The organism is Rhodococcus koreensis (genome assembly GCF_900105905.1).
Classification (GTDB): Bacteria; Actinomycetota; Actinomycetes; order Mycobacteriales; family Mycobacteriaceae; genus Rhodococcus_F; species Rhodococcus_F koreensis.
On the sequence record NZ_FNSV01000005.1, the window covers coordinates 5,400,518 to 5,413,767 of the forward strand.

Here is a 13,250-nt window from a genome sequence, read left to right on the forward strand (position 1 = left end):
CAGAAAGGCGCACAAGCCCGGAGGGCCTACCGCAGCACCGTCGGGCCCAGGAACTCGCACACCTGCAGGGCCAGTGCGAGATCCAGCTTGCTGTGCGTGCCGGTGGCCGGGTCGCCGAGTGCCTTGGTGATGCGGTATTTGACGGTGTTGCGGTGCAGGTTCATCTGCTGCGCGGTGTGGAGGTGGCTCTCGCCGGTCGCGAAGTAGGTGCTCAGCGTGGCCCGCAAGGTCGCGGCCTGGTCGGTGTTCTCCGCGAGCGGGCCGAGGACCTCCCACACCCACGCCCGGGTGGAGTCCAGGTTCTCGGCGAGGAGGGACACGACGGCGACGCCGCGGTCGCCGAAACCGACGATCGGCCGGACCTGGGTGTGGGGCACGGTGGCGACGGAGTAGGCGGCCCGCGCCTGTTCGTGCGACCGCCGGAATCCGGCGACCCCGGGCGCGGGCAGGCCGATCGCGGTCCGGATGCCCGGTTTCGACGGCAGGGCGGCGGCGAGTTCGGTGGTGTCGAGAGCGGGCTTGCGGCGACCGAAAGGGAGCCAGGCCCAGAGGGTTCGGCGGTCGATGGCGGTGACGATGGGCGCGGAGTCGGTGGCGAGGTGACGGGCGAGGTCGCGCACGTAGTGGTCGAGCGCGTTGAGGCTCGCCTCGGTGTCGGCTCCGGTGGACCACAGGATCATCGCGACGTGCGTCTGGTCGAGCCGGTACTGCGTCTCGGCCTCGAACGCGGACCCGTCGTTCCCGGTCCCGGTGAGGAGGGTGTGGATGGTCGACGAGTGCACGTTGCCGCGGGCACCCAGCCACCGCCGCCGTTCCTGCTCGTAGGCGTCGAACACGTACAGCGTGATCCAGTCGATGTAGCTGTACACGACCTCCGAGATATGTTTGAGCACCGCGAGAGTCAGCGGTCCGGGCAGGTCGAGGGCGCTGACCTCGTCGTAGCAGATCTTCATCAGATCGTCCTGACCCATGTGATACGCGCGCACCAGCGAGTTCGACGTCACGTCCCGTTGCGCCAACCGCAGCGCGTACTCCACGGCGGCGGTGGTGGGCTGGAGATGGTCGACGGGAATGTCGTTGGCCAGGACGTGGACGATCGTCGAGACGTTGCCGTGCACACTGGCCTCGAGCAGTTCGACGAGCTGCGGGTCCTCGTCGAGTTGGTCGATCTCGTGCGCGAGCAGCGCGCTCATCGCGTGGGTGATCTCCGCCTGCCGCGCATCGAGTTTCCGTGCGATGCCGGCCACGATGTCGAGGACCTCGGTCTCCGCCATCGCCGGCACCCGCGCCATCCGGCGACGGGCACCGGCGCGGCGGTCGCCGGGGGCGGGACTGCTCACAGCACGTCCCCTCCGGCGCGGCGTAGATGGCGCAGCGCGGACTGGGCGGCGTTGTACCCGCACATGCCGTGCGCGCCGGCGCCGGGCGGTGCGGATGCCGAGCACAGGTAGGTGCCCGGGATCCCGGTGCTGTACGGGTCGAGGGCGATCCGGGGGCGCAGCACCACCTGGGTTTCGGTGTTGGCGCCGCCGATGATGTCGCCGCCGACGTAGTTCGCGTTCGACTCGGCCAACTGCACGGGTCCACTGCTGACGGTGGCGACGACGCGGTCCCGGAAACCGGGGGCGAACCGTTCGATCTGCGTGATCACCGCCTCGGTCGCGTCTCCGGTGTATCCGTGCGGGACATGGGCGTACGCGTACAGCGGGTGCAGGCTCCCGTTCGATCGGCCGGGGTCGGCGACATATTGCTGTCCGACGAGGACGAACGGCCGCCGCGGCATCCGGCCCGTCGCGACGTCGCGTTCGGCGTCGGCGATCTCCGCGAAAGTTCCACCGAGGTGCACGGTTCCGGCGCGACCGCAGGCGGGGTCGGTCCACGGCACCCCGCCGTCGACGGCGAAGTCGACCTTGAACGCGGCGGGTCCGTGCCGGTACCGGCGGTAGGCCTTGGCGACCCGCGGCGGCAGCCGGTCGCCGAGGATGTCGGCGGCGGCGGACGGCGCGAGGTCGAGGAGGACGACGTCCGCAGGCGGAATGTCCCGCGGGCTGCGGACCCGGGTGCCGGTGGTGATCTTGCCGCCCCAGTCGGTGAGCATCGCGGCGAGCGCGGCGGTGATCGACTGCGACCCGCCCTCTGCGACCGGCCAGCCGTAGCGGTGCCCGGCGGCGACGATCATCAACCCGACCGCGGACGTCGCGGGCCGGTCGAGGCGGTAGTACGCGTGCGCGGCGACGCCGCCGAACAGTGCGCGGGCCTTCTCGGTGCGCCACCAGCGGGCCGTGACGGTGGCCGGCAACAGGGCGCGGGGGCCGAAGCTTGCGAGCTTGATCGGGTGCAGGGGGATGTTCGCGATCGGGCGCATGAGGTCGGCGGCGAGGTCGTCGAAGCCGTCGGCGAGTCCGCCGAACATCCGCTGCCAGCGTGTTCCGTCGTCGCCCAGGCCGGCGGCGGTGTCCTCGACGGAGCGGTGCAGCAGCCCGGCGTCGCCGGTGTCGAGGGGGTGCGCGCAGTCGATCTCCGGCCACTTCCAGGTCAGCCCGAACCGTTCGAGGTCGAGGGTCTGCAGGTACGGCGATCCGGCGCCCATCGGGTGGAACGCGGAGCATTCGTCGTGCAGCAGTCCGGGCACGGTGAGTTCGGCGGAGCGGGTGCCGCCACCGATGGTGTCGGCGGCCTCGAGGACCTGGACGTCGACGCCGTGCCGGGCGAGGTGGACCGCGGCGGCGAGCCCGTTGGGCCCGCTACCGACCACGACCGCGGTCGTCACGGCCGCACCGCCACGTTCGACTTCGGCAACTCGCTCTCCCGCTCCTCGATGTCTCCCTCCAGTCTCCACTGCACGTCGAACGGAATGGGCCCGTTCGGCAGCCACGGCTGCTCGTTGATCGCGTCGGACACCTTATAGGTGCCCCGCTCGATGACTCCGAGCGCCGCGTCGATCACCTTGTACTCCTGGATGCCCTTGTGGATGGGCTGCGATTCGATCCAGGCGATCACGAATTCGCCGGGCGCGAAGTTGCAGCGCCGCTGGAGTGCGGCGATCAGGAACTCGTTGTGCAGGTGGCCGTCTCCGAAGTTGAACGCCACGAGTGAGTTACAGCTGAACTCGGCCTCCCGCAGCGAGTACGTGTCGATGTCGTCGCCGAGGTGGTTCATCAGCAGCGAGTACAACGCGCGGCCCTGGCTGTGCATCGACCGCCAGCCGAGCAGTTGGTGCATCACCACGTCCGCGACCTCCGGCGGGTAGGTGGCGAGCAACTGGGTGCGGGTGTTCTGGCTGGGCCGCTTCACGAATCGGTCGAGCTTCTCCTCGGCGCCCGGCGCGAACGCCCAAGTGGCCGACGCCCAGTTGCCGGCGTACTGGCGCATCGACGGCAGGAACGAGACGAGGTCGGGGCGCAGGTTGCCGAGGATCGGGAAGAACACCAGCGCGGCGACGATCGCCGCGGTCAGCCACACCGACGACATGTCGGCGATGCCGTACCCGTCCCAGGCGGGGAATCCGACGAACAGGAAGATCGACGCGTAGGCGAACAGCAGATTCCATTCGAGCGGCACCGCGAGTGGGAACGTGGACAGGATGAACAGGTGGAATGCCACCATCAACGCGACCGCGAGCAGCGTCAGCGTGCGGTTGGTGGAGAACAGCAGCACCAGCGGGGTCACCACCTCTACGACCGTGCCGAGCACGTGGGCGACACCACCGGCGACGATCGACGGTCGCAGGTCCTCGGGGAAACTGCGGTAGTGGGCGCGCTTGATCTTCTTGAACGGCATCCACGGGGTGTTGGACAGCATCGGCGGGACGACCATCGAGAAGTGGTGTCCGAGTTTGGAGATCCCGGCGCCGACCCACACCGACACGATGAGCAGCTTGAGGGCGATGATCATGTCCACGAACGGCAGGACGCCGAAGAAGACGACGGCCGGGAAGTACTGCTCGCCGCGGGCGGCGATGAAGATGACCTTGTCCCGCAGCCCGATCACGATCAGCAATGCGATCAGCGGCAACAGGAGTGTGGGGTTCACCAGGCCGTGGTTGCCGGGCAGTACCGCGTCGATGGACGGGGTGTGCACGCCGGCGAACCCGAGCGCGAGCATGATGTTGATCAGAATCGCGGCGTAGATCAGGACGTCGAACACGGTGCGCGTGTCCCCGGAGGTCAGCGGTACCTTCCCCGGCCACGGTGGGAGCCGGATGGTGCCGGGCCGCAGCCAGAACAGGGCGCCACCCATCATCGGCTTGAAGTGGCCGGCGAGCGGACCCCAGGAACCGCCCAGGCCGATCGTCTCGACCAGCAGGGTCCACAGGATCAGCTTCTGGTACACGATCGGTGCGTTCCACCACGCGCCGACGTCGAGCACGTTGTACCCGGAGGTGAACGTCGCGATCGACAGTCCGGCGCCGAGGTAGAGGACGAGCAATTTCAGAATGTAGATGGTGTGCACCATCTTCGGGGTCCCGAAGCCGTAGTCGACCCAATGCGTCGACATGGCGCGCAGACGGTCGCGGAACGGGAGGTCGAGGAAGGTGGCGGGGTCGACTTCGGGGAAGTTCCCGGTCTTGAATCCCATGGGGAGGCTCCTTGCGGGTAGGGGTCATCGCCTCGGGTGGCGCCCGAGGTCTGGGGTGGTGCTGGATCAGTTGACGGCGGCGGGCCGGTGGCGGCTGCGCAGACCGGGCTTGTCGATCTTGCCGACGGGGTTGCGGGGCAAGGCGTCCACGATGTGAATGGCCACGGGCAGTTTGGCTTTCGTCAGCCGGTCGCGCAGATGATCGTCGAGCTGATCGTCGGTGACCGGGCTGTCGGGGTAGGCGACGACGTAGGCGACCGGGACCTCGCCGTACACGTCGTGCGGGGCGCCGATCACGGCGGCCTCGAGGACGTCGTCGTGGGTTGCGAGGGCGTTCTCGATCTCCTTGGGGTAGATGTTCTCGCCGCCGCGGATGATCATGTCCTTGATGCGGTCGACGAGGGTGAGGTAGCCGTCCTCGTCGAGGCGTCCGACGTCGCCGGTGTGCAGCCAGCCGTCGACGACGGTGCGTTCGGTTTCGTCGGGCCGTCCGAGGTAGCCGCGCATCACGTTCGCGCCCCGGATCACCACCTCACCGACGGTCCCCATCGGTGCCGGTGCGCCGGACTCGTCGACGATCGCGATGGTCTGACCCGGCAGCGCGGGCCCGACCGTGCCCAGCTTGCGGACGCCGCCCGGCGGGTTGCACGCCGACGCGCACGTCCCCTCGGTCAGCCCGTAGCCCTCGACGATGACGAGACCGAAACGCTGCTCGGCGCGGTCGAGGAGTTCCTTCGAGATCGGGGCGGCCCCGCACACCGCGAACCGCAGCGACGAGAGGTCGGTGTCGGCGTCCTGGGAAACCAGCAGGGCGTAGATGGTCGGGACGGCGGAGAAGTACGTCGGGCGCAGTCGGGCGACGTCGTCGAAGAACCGGGCCGGGGAGAACCGTCCGGTGACGCTCAGCTGACCGCCGGCCAGCATCGGAGCAAGGAAGCTGACGCAGATCGCGTTGACGTGGAACAGCGGCAGGATCAGCAGACAATGGTCGTCGGCGGTCAGCGAGAAGTGCTGAACCATCGACGAGCTCATGAACTGCAGATTCTCGTGGGAGAGCATCACACCCTTGGGGCGTCCCGTCGAACCGGACGTGTAGATCAGCAGCGCGAGGTCGCCGGCGCCGGCGGTCGGGCCCGGCGCCCAGTCGGGGTCGGGGCTGGCCGCCATGTCGTCGACGGCGATCGTCGGCCGTCCGCCGGTGGGTGCGTCCGGTCCCTCGTTCACGACGAGAACTGCGGCGGCGTCCGCGATCTGATATTCCGCCTCCGTCGCGGTGAAGGTGGGATTGACCGGGGTCGCGGCCGCCCCGATCCGCCAGGACGCCATGAGGGCGACGAGCAGTTCGGCGCGGTTGGGCAGCATGATCGCGACGACGTCACCGCGACCGACGCCGTGCCCGGACAACTGCGCGGCGAACGCGTCGACCCGCTCCGCGAACTGCCGGTAGGTCAGGTCGAGGCGGTCGTCGCGCAGGCACGGCGCATCAGCGCGCTGTGCGGCGCGGTCCCAAGCGAAATAGCCGATGTGCGACACGATTTCGATCCCCTTCGGTGGTGGTGTGATGTACGACACTATCGGCGGGTTCGGGGGTGGGAAACGGTCTCGGGGGCTCGAGTTCGGACGCCGCGTTGTCGGTTGAGCACAACCGCAGGGGGCCGGGGGTTGACACCGCGCCGCGGCCGTGGTCAATATATGCAAATGCTTAGAAAATAAGCAGATGCTTAGAACTGAGGGGCTGCAGGTCCGCGCCGACTGCCGTCCACCACGTCAATCGGTAGGAGTTACCCATGCCCGAGGCCGTCATCGTTTCCATTGCCCGTTCCCCGATCGGTCGTGCCATGAAGGGGTCGCTGGTCGGCATGCGCCCCGACGACCTCGCCGCGCAGATGGTGCAGGCGGCCCTCGACAAGGTGCCCGCACTCGACCCGACCGACGTCAACGACCTCATCCTCGGCTGCGGTCTGCCCGGCGGTGAGCAGGGCTTCAACATGGGCCGCAACGTCGCCGTCCAGCTCGGCTACGACTTCATCCCCGGCACCACCATCACCCGGTACTGTTCCTCGTCGCTGCAGACCACCCGCATGGCGCTGCACGCCATCAAGGCCGGGGAAGGCGACGTGTTCATCTCCGCCGGCGTCGAGACCGTCTCCCGATTCGTCAAGGGCAACTCCGATTCGCTGCCCGACACCCAGAACCCGCTGTACGCCGACGCGCAGACCCGCACCGAGAAGCTCGCCCAGGGCGGCCAGCAGTGGGTCGACCCCCGGCAGGAGGGCCTGGTCCCGGACACCTACATCGCGATGGGCCAGACCGCGGAGAACGTCGCCCAGGTCACCGGCATCACCCGCGAGGAGCAGGACCGCTGGGCGGTGCGCTCCCAGAACCGCGCCGAGGAGGCCATCAAGAACGGCTTCTTCGCACGGGAGATCACCCCGGTCACACTCCCCGACGGCACCGTCGTCTCCACCGACGACGGTCCCCGCGCCGGCACCACCTACGAGGCCGTCTCCCAGCTCAAGCCGGTGTTCCGCCCGGACGGCACCGTCACCGCCGGCAACGCGTGCCCGCTCAACGACGGCGCCGCCGCCCTGGTCATCATGTCCGACACCAAGGCCAAGGAACTCGGCCTGACCCCGCTCGCCCGGATCGTGTCCACCGGGGTGTCCGGGCTGTCGCCGGAGATCATGGGACTCGGCCCGATCGAGGCGTCCAAGCGTGCCCTCGCGATCGCGGGGCTGGGCATCTCCGACATCGACCTCGTCGAGATCAACGAGGCGTTCGCGGTGCAGGTGATCGGGTCGGCGCGGGAGCTGAACATCGACGAGGACAAGCTCAACGTCTCCGGCGGCGCGATCGCCCTCGGTCATCCCTTCGGCATGACCGGTGCCCGCATCACCGCCACCCTGCTCAACAACTTGACCACCCACGACAAGCAGTTCGGCCTCGAAACCATGTGCGTCGGAGGCGGTCAGGGCATGGCCATGGTCCTCGAGCGGCTGTAGGCGGCTCCGCCGCCCGTGCGCCTTTTGGTAGCCAGAACAACCAGAAAGGCGCACGGGCGCGAAGCGCCTAGGCCAGGCCCGACAGCGGCGGCGGGGTGTTCTCGTCGCGCCAGGCGATGGCCTCCTTCAGCGTGCCGAGGTCGTAGTCGGGACCGCCCACACCCACGGTGAAGAGCGTGACACCGGCGTCGACATGGGCCGCCGCGTCGTCGACACCCGGCCACGACGTCGAGTGCTGGATGCTTTCCGGGCTGCGTCCCGCATCGTGTGCGTACCCGGCCAGGATCCCCGACTTGCGTTGGTACGTGTCCATGTCGCTGAAGCTGTGCCAGATGTCGCCGTATTTGCCGACCAGCGGCAACGTCTTCTTCTCGCCGCCGCCGCCGATGAGGATCGGAATGTGCCGGGTGGGCGCGGGTTCCAGCTTGGCGAACCGGGCGGTGATCCGCGGGAGGTACTCGGCCAGCAGGTCGAGGCGCGACCCGGCGGTGCCGAATTCGTAGCCGTACTCGTCGTAGTCGCGCTCGAACCAGCCGGAGCCGATGCCCAGGATCAGGCGTCCGCCGCTGATGTGGTCGACGGTGCGGGCCATGTCGGCGAGGAGGTCCGGGTTGCGGTAGCCGGCGCACGTGACGAGCGCGCCGATCTCCACCCGTTCCGTCTGTTCGGCGAACGCCCCGAGCATCGTCCAGCATTCGAAGTGGGCGCCTGCGGGGTCGCCGTACAGCGGGTAGAAGTGATCCCAGTTGAAGACGATGTCGACGCCGGCGTCCTCGGCCCGCAGCACCGCGTCGCGGATCATCCCGTAGTCGGGCGCGTGTTGCGGCTGAAGTTGGACGCCGATGCGAACTGGACGAGTCATTCTGGCTCCTCGGAGTAGACGGTGGGCCTTCTCGATCCATACTGCTCGCGCGACGGCCGGGCGCACAACGAACCGCCGAGCGGACGGTCGCCGTGGAAGACTGGGCGTGTGAAGGTCACCCAGCGGCCCGACCCGCCCACCGGCTTCCGGCGGGCGTTCTTCCGCGCGCCGATCTACCTCTACCGCTGCCACCTCGGGTTCCTGCTCGGCGGCCGGTTTCTGCTCCTCGAACACGTCGGGCGCAAGACCGGCGCCCGCAGGCAGGTCGTGCTCGAGGTGGTCAACCACGACGCCGTCGGCGACGGGTACGTGCTGGCCGCCGGGTTCGGTCCCAAGTCCGATTGGTACCGGAACCTGCGGGCGCAGCCGAACGCGACGGCCCAGGTGGGCCGCCGGCGACTGTCCGTGACAGCCGAATTCCTCGATCCCGAGACCGGTGCGGACTTCATGGCGCACTACGCGGCGGAGCATCCGAAACTCGGGATGCGGATCGCCCGGGGCATGGGCTTCGACGTCGACGGCAGCGCGTCCGACTTCCGGGCGGCGGGCCGCGAGATCCGTTTCGTCAGGCTGCGTCCCCTCGTCTGACCCAGGCTCGGGTACCGGATCGGACGCCGCACCCTGATGCTCCTCGGCGGTGCCGGGTTCGCCGCCGCGTCGGTGGTCGCCGCCTTCTCCATGAGTCCGGAGATGCTCATCGCCGCACGCGCCCTGCTCGGCATCGCCGGGGCGACGCTGGCGCCGTCGACACTCGGCCTGATCAGCACGATGTTCCGCGACGCCAGACAGCGGTCGGTGGCGATCGGACTGTGGATGATCGGGTTCATGGGCGGCGCCGCCGGACCCGTCGTCGGCGGATTCATGCTCGAGCACTTCTGGTGGGGCTCGGTGTTCCTCCTCGGCGTGCCGGCGATGGCCCTGTTGTTCGTCATTGAATCGCTGATGTTCTTCACCGCCCAGTTCCTGCAACTCGTCGCCGGTCTCACACCGCTGCAGGCGGGGTTCGCGATGCTGCCGGCGGCGCTCGCGGCGATCGTGAGTTTCGGTGGGGCTCCGATACTCGGCACCGGGATCGTCGTCGGTTCGGTGCCCAGCGCGAAAGTCGGCTCGGCGGCCGCGATATCCGAGACGAGTGCCGAGTTCGGGTACGCCATCGGGCTCGCCGTCGTGGGCAGTCTCGGCGCGCTCGTGTACCGCACCCAGCTGGCCATCGCCCCGGACGTTCCCGGTGAGCTGGCGGAATGGGCACGCGAAAGCCTTGCCGGCGCTGCGAATTCGGCCGCGCAACTCGGGCCCCGCGGCACCCCTGAGTGGGCGAATGTGCCGTCCGTCGCCTCGGATGCGCCGAAAGGTACGTTCGCCCGGCCGTCCGGGCGTCAGTTCAGCCGCACCCCGCCGGCGAGGAGCATGGTCCGCAGGACGAACGCCGCCTCGGGGCCGATGATTTCCCCGACCAGGGTGAGGTAGCGGTCCACGTATTCCGGTCCGTGCGGCGCGACCGTCGGGTATTCGGGATCGGACGGGTCGAGGTGGTGGGCGATCTCGTGCAGCACCACCAGTTCGCGGAACGCCCAGGCGTTGCCGTTCCGGTGCTCGGGTACGGCGATTGTCGCGCAATCGCTTTCGTAGTGCGCGGCCTTGTTACCCGACCTTGCCCGGACGTGGATCGGGGTGGCCGCCCGCGTCCACGTGGATCGCACCCAGTTCAGTGCGAGCACGCGGTCGACGTAGTCCTGCACCGAATCGATGGACGCGAACTTGCGTTCCACCGGCAGCGTCACCTGCGAACCCAGGACGTCGACGACCCGCAGGCCGCGTTCGTCGGCGCGGTCGAACATGATGCGCACCAACGCTTCGGCGTCGTAGACGGCGGTGCGCTGAGTGTCGCGGGGTCGCTTCACGACGGGATCTGTCTGCGTGCGACAGACAGTTCGGGAGAATTGCTCAACCGTGCGGTCCGGGCGGCGCGATCCCCCGCCCGCTGTGCACTCGACGAATGTCCGGCGGACGCCCGGCCGCCGCGCCACGTGCCGCGGGCCTGCGAGTTCTCCGAGTAGTAGTCCTTCAGCTCGAGCTGCTTGTCGCGCAGGACCAGCGCCGTCTCCGCCGACGACTCCGGCACCGACACCGCCTGCTCCTCGGCATCCTTCTTGGCGTCGGCGAGGCGCTGCCCGACCCGCGCGGCGTAGGCGAGCTGGAAGTTCAACCGGGCGGTGACGCCGGCGACGGGGCGTCGCACCCGGGTTGCGACCCGGCGGCGTCCGCGCGTCTCGACCTGCGTCCGGACCGTCGTCTCGTCGCGGTACTCGCCGGACTTGATGTAGGCGTCGGACGCCCGGACCATCTGGATCAGCAGACTCGCGTACAGGGCCTCGCAGATGTCGATGTCGCCGGCGAACCCGTACGCGTAGATGACGGCCGACGTCTGGGCGATGTCGCACTGCACGTCGTTGGCGGCGGCGATCGCCAGGAACAGCTGCGCGTACGTCCGCAGACCCTTCTTGCCGGGTTCACCGATCGTGATCAGCCGTTGCGTGGGCGTCGCCCGCTTCTCCCGGCCTGCCGCGTGGGCGCGCGCCACCGCGAGGTCGATCGAGGAGGCGGTGGCGAGCCGCTGGGCCGCCGCCATGAAGGCCTCGCCCTCGTGCGGGTTGTCGGTGGATTCCGCCTGCCGGAGGAGCCCACCGATGCGGGTCAGCATCTTGTCGGAACTCACCAGGGCAGGCTACGCCCGTGAGTGGTTGACGAGTCCTGACACTCCTTGACCGCGCACGGGCGGCGAAGCCGCCTACAGCCGCTCGAGGTCGTCGAGGATCAGGTTTGCGCCGGTGAGACCGATGCCGGTGATCCACACCCGGTAGTCGGTCTGGCGGACGCCGTCGCGTCGTGACGGCCCCATCTGCCCGACGAGGACGGGGTCGATGCCCAGGTCACCGGGTGCGGCCGTGTTGGCGACGAATGCGATGTCGGAGTCGATCCGGGCGACGTTCTCGAGCGAGATCTCGGACATGTCGTTCTTCGCGTCCCACGGCTGCCCGGTGATGGTGTAGCCGGCGGCGGTCAGCACCGAACCCGAGAACGTGCCGGGACCGTGGAGGCGCAGTCCGTCGTCCATCACGCGGATGACGTGTGCGGTGCGGCCCCGGGTGGTTTCGCTCAGCGCGGCGGCGCGGGCGTGGAACTCCGACAGTTTCTGTTCGGCGGCCTGCGTTTCGCCCATGGCCTCCGCGAACAGCCGCAGCGTCCCCTGCCAGTCGACGGCGGGCGACACGGAGAAGACGGTGGGTGCGATCGTCGACAGCGCGTCGTACAGGTCACCGTGCCGCTGCTTGCTGCTGAGGATGAGGTCGGGCTGCAGCGCGGCGATCGCCTCGAGGTTCGGTTCGGCGATCGACCCGACGACGGTGGTGCTGTCCAGTCCGCCGCCGAGGTAGGCGGGCAGCGCGTCGGCGGAACCGGCCTGAGCCGCGCCGACCGGGATCTTCCCGAGCGTGACCACGGTGTCGATGGGCAGGCTGTCGAGGGCGACGATGCGACTGGGCCGGTTGCTCACCGTCGTCGTTCCCATCGCGTGGGTGACCGTCCGCCGGCCGCCGCCGTCGCCGTCCGACGCCGCGTCGGGTCCCGCGCACGCGGCGGTGAACGCGGCCAGCGCTGCTGCTCCCAGCCCGGCACCGAACTGTCGTCGCGTCAGGGCGTCGACGATTTCCTGCCATTGGACGTCGGTGACATTCGGGGAGCACGTGGCTGAACGCATCCTGGACCTCGATCTCGAAGGGGGTGGAAGATAGGCGAACCTAACCTTATACAGTCCGTGTGTGAGTGTGCAGACGACGACGCCGCCCGAGGGGTGGACGCCACCGGCCTGCGCGGCGCTCTCCCAGTCACTGCAGGAGCCGTTGTGCGGCACCGCACCCCGGGTGAGCGGATGGCTGCTGATCGAGCAGCCCGGACCGTGGGGCCGCGACCGACTGCGGCAGAGCCGCCTCGACCCGGTCCTCGGCGACGCACTCGCCGCCCGGTGCGCCGACGCAGGGGTGCGTCCGGCGCTGATCCGCACCCGGCAGCGCCGCGACCTCGCCGCCGGACGGCACGTCTATCTCGCCCGGCCGGGCCGCGCCGACGGCTGGGCGGAACGACTGCTGGTGCGCGAGGACCGGGAACTGCTCGACCTGGACCTCACCGTCGACGCGCCACCCGGGCTCGGGGATCGTCTCGACGCCACCGAATCACTGTTCCTGGTCTGCACCCACGGCAAGAAGGACGCCTGCTGCGCGTCGTTCGGACGCCCCGTGGTCACCGGCCTCGGCCATCGCGGCGGCCGGGTCTGGGAGTCGACGCACGTCGGCGGCGACCGGTTCGCCGCGACCATGGTGTGCCTGCCGTCCGGCATCTATTACGGGAGGGTCACGGCCGGGGTCGCGGAACATATTGTCGCCGAGCACGATCGCGGGCGGGTGGTGCTCGAACACTACCGCGGCCGGTGCACCGACGACCCGGTGCTGCAGTTCGCCGAGCACACCGTCCGGGCGGAGCGGTCGCTGCTCGGACTCGACGACGTGATCCCGCTGTCGGCGGTCCCACGCCAGGACGGCGACACCGACGTCCTGGTCAGGCACCCCGGCGGCACCGACCGGGTCCGGGTCCGCACGACCCGCGCCGAACCCCGCCTGACCGCCTGCAGCGCCGGTGTCGTGGACAGCCCGGACCGGTTCGAGGCGGCTCCGCCCGTGCGCCTTTCTGGTAGCTAGGACAACCAAAAAGGCGCACGGGGCGCGAAGCGCCCTGTGTTCACACGGTATTCACGC

11 protein-coding genes and 1 pseudogene are annotated in these 13,250 nt (G+C 69.3%); 4 read left to right on the forward strand and 8 right to left on the reverse strand.

The window, feature by feature from the left end:
* Positions 1-26 precede the first annotated feature (26 nt).
* From BLV94_RS29115 to BLV94_RS29130, 4 genes are all read right to left on the reverse strand, one after another.
* Entirely contained in the window at positions 27-1,340 is a 1,314-nt protein-coding gene (locus tag BLV94_RS29115) for a PucR family transcriptional regulator (protein ID WP_371851564.1), read from the reverse strand.
* Positions 1,337-2,770: a phytoene desaturase family protein gene (locus BLV94_RS29120; protein ID WP_072945170.1), complete on the reverse strand. Its 1,434-nt coding sequence runs from the start codon at positions 2,768-2,770 to the stop codon at positions 1,337-1,339. The genes BLV94_RS29115 and BLV94_RS29120 overlap by 4 nt, the downstream gene beginning before the upstream one ends.
* Positions 2,767-4,578 carry a DUF3556 domain-containing protein gene (locus BLV94_RS29125; RefSeq protein ID WP_072945172.1) on the reverse strand — a complete coding sequence of 604 codons (1,812 nt, stop codon included), beginning with the start codon at positions 4,576-4,578 and terminating at the stop codon, positions 2,767-2,769. The genes BLV94_RS29120 and BLV94_RS29125 overlap by 4 nt, the downstream gene beginning before the upstream one ends.
* Before the next feature lie 66 nt (positions 4,579-4,644).
* The gene (locus BLV94_RS29130; RefSeq protein ID WP_072945208.1) at positions 4,645-6,111 is read right to left on the reverse strand and encodes a class I adenylate-forming enzyme family protein; all 1,467 of its coding nucleotides are present in this window, start codon (positions 6,109-6,111) and stop codon (positions 4,645-4,647) included.
* A gap of 254 nt (positions 6,112-6,365) precedes the next feature.
* On the opposite strand from BLV94_RS29130, the gene BLV94_RS29135 reads away from it, so the two are divergent.
* A complete protein-coding gene (locus BLV94_RS29135; protein WP_072945174.1) occupies positions 6,366-7,580 on the forward strand; it encodes an acetyl-CoA C-acetyltransferase in 1,215 nt (404 codons plus the stop codon).
* A 67-nt stretch (positions 7,581-7,647) separates the two neighbouring features.
* On the opposite strand, the gene BLV94_RS29140 is transcribed toward BLV94_RS29135, so the two are convergent.
* Positions 7,648-8,442 carry an LLM class F420-dependent oxidoreductase gene (locus tag BLV94_RS29140; protein ID WP_072945175.1) on the reverse strand — a complete coding sequence of 265 codons (795 nt, stop codon included), beginning with the start codon at positions 8,440-8,442 and terminating at the stop codon, positions 7,648-7,650.
* A gap of 108 nt (positions 8,443-8,550) precedes the next feature.
* On the opposite strand from BLV94_RS29140, the gene BLV94_RS29145 reads away from it, so the two are divergent.
* Positions 8,551-9,030 (forward strand): nitroreductase family deazaflavin-dependent oxidoreductase, encoded by a 480-nt coding sequence (locus tag BLV94_RS29145; protein WP_072945177.1) that lies wholly within the window; start codon positions 8,551-8,553, stop codon positions 9,028-9,030.
* 6 nt (positions 9,031-9,036) lie between these two features.
* Positions 9,037-9,372 (forward strand): annotated as a pseudogene (locus tag BLV94_RS52180) (MFS transporter); the annotation flags it as partial.
* A 446-nt stretch (positions 9,373-9,818) separates the two neighbouring features.
* Here BLV94_RS52180 and BLV94_RS29155 read toward each other — a convergent pair.
* The 3 genes from BLV94_RS29155 to BLV94_RS29165 all read right to left on the reverse strand — a co-directional run bounded on the left by BLV94_RS29155 (position 9,819) and on the right by BLV94_RS29165 (position 12,199).
* Positions 9,819-10,343, reverse strand: a complete 525-nt coding sequence (locus BLV94_RS29155; RefSeq protein WP_072945182.1) for a TIGR04338 family metallohydrolase — start codon at positions 10,341-10,343, stop codon at positions 9,819-9,821.
* Positions 10,340-11,158 carry a DUF2786 domain-containing protein gene (locus BLV94_RS29160; RefSeq protein ID WP_072945185.1) on the reverse strand — a complete coding sequence of 273 codons (819 nt, stop codon included), beginning with the start codon at positions 11,156-11,158 and terminating at the stop codon, positions 10,340-10,342. Before BLV94_RS29160 ends, BLV94_RS29155 begins: the two co-directional genes overlap by 4 nt.
* Before the next feature lie 72 nt (positions 11,159-11,230).
* Positions 11,231-12,199, reverse strand: a complete 969-nt coding sequence (locus BLV94_RS29165; RefSeq protein WP_072945187.1) for an ABC transporter substrate-binding protein — start codon at positions 12,197-12,199, stop codon at positions 11,231-11,233.
* Between the two features lie 61 nt (positions 12,200-12,260).
* Between BLV94_RS29165 and BLV94_RS29170 the strand changes: the two genes are divergently transcribed.
* Positions 12,261-13,193, forward strand: coding sequence for a sucrase ferredoxin (locus BLV94_RS29170; RefSeq protein ID WP_072945189.1), 933 nt, complete (start codon positions 12,261-12,263; stop codon positions 13,191-13,193).
* The last annotated feature ends 57 nt before the right edge of the window (positions 13,194-13,250 follow it).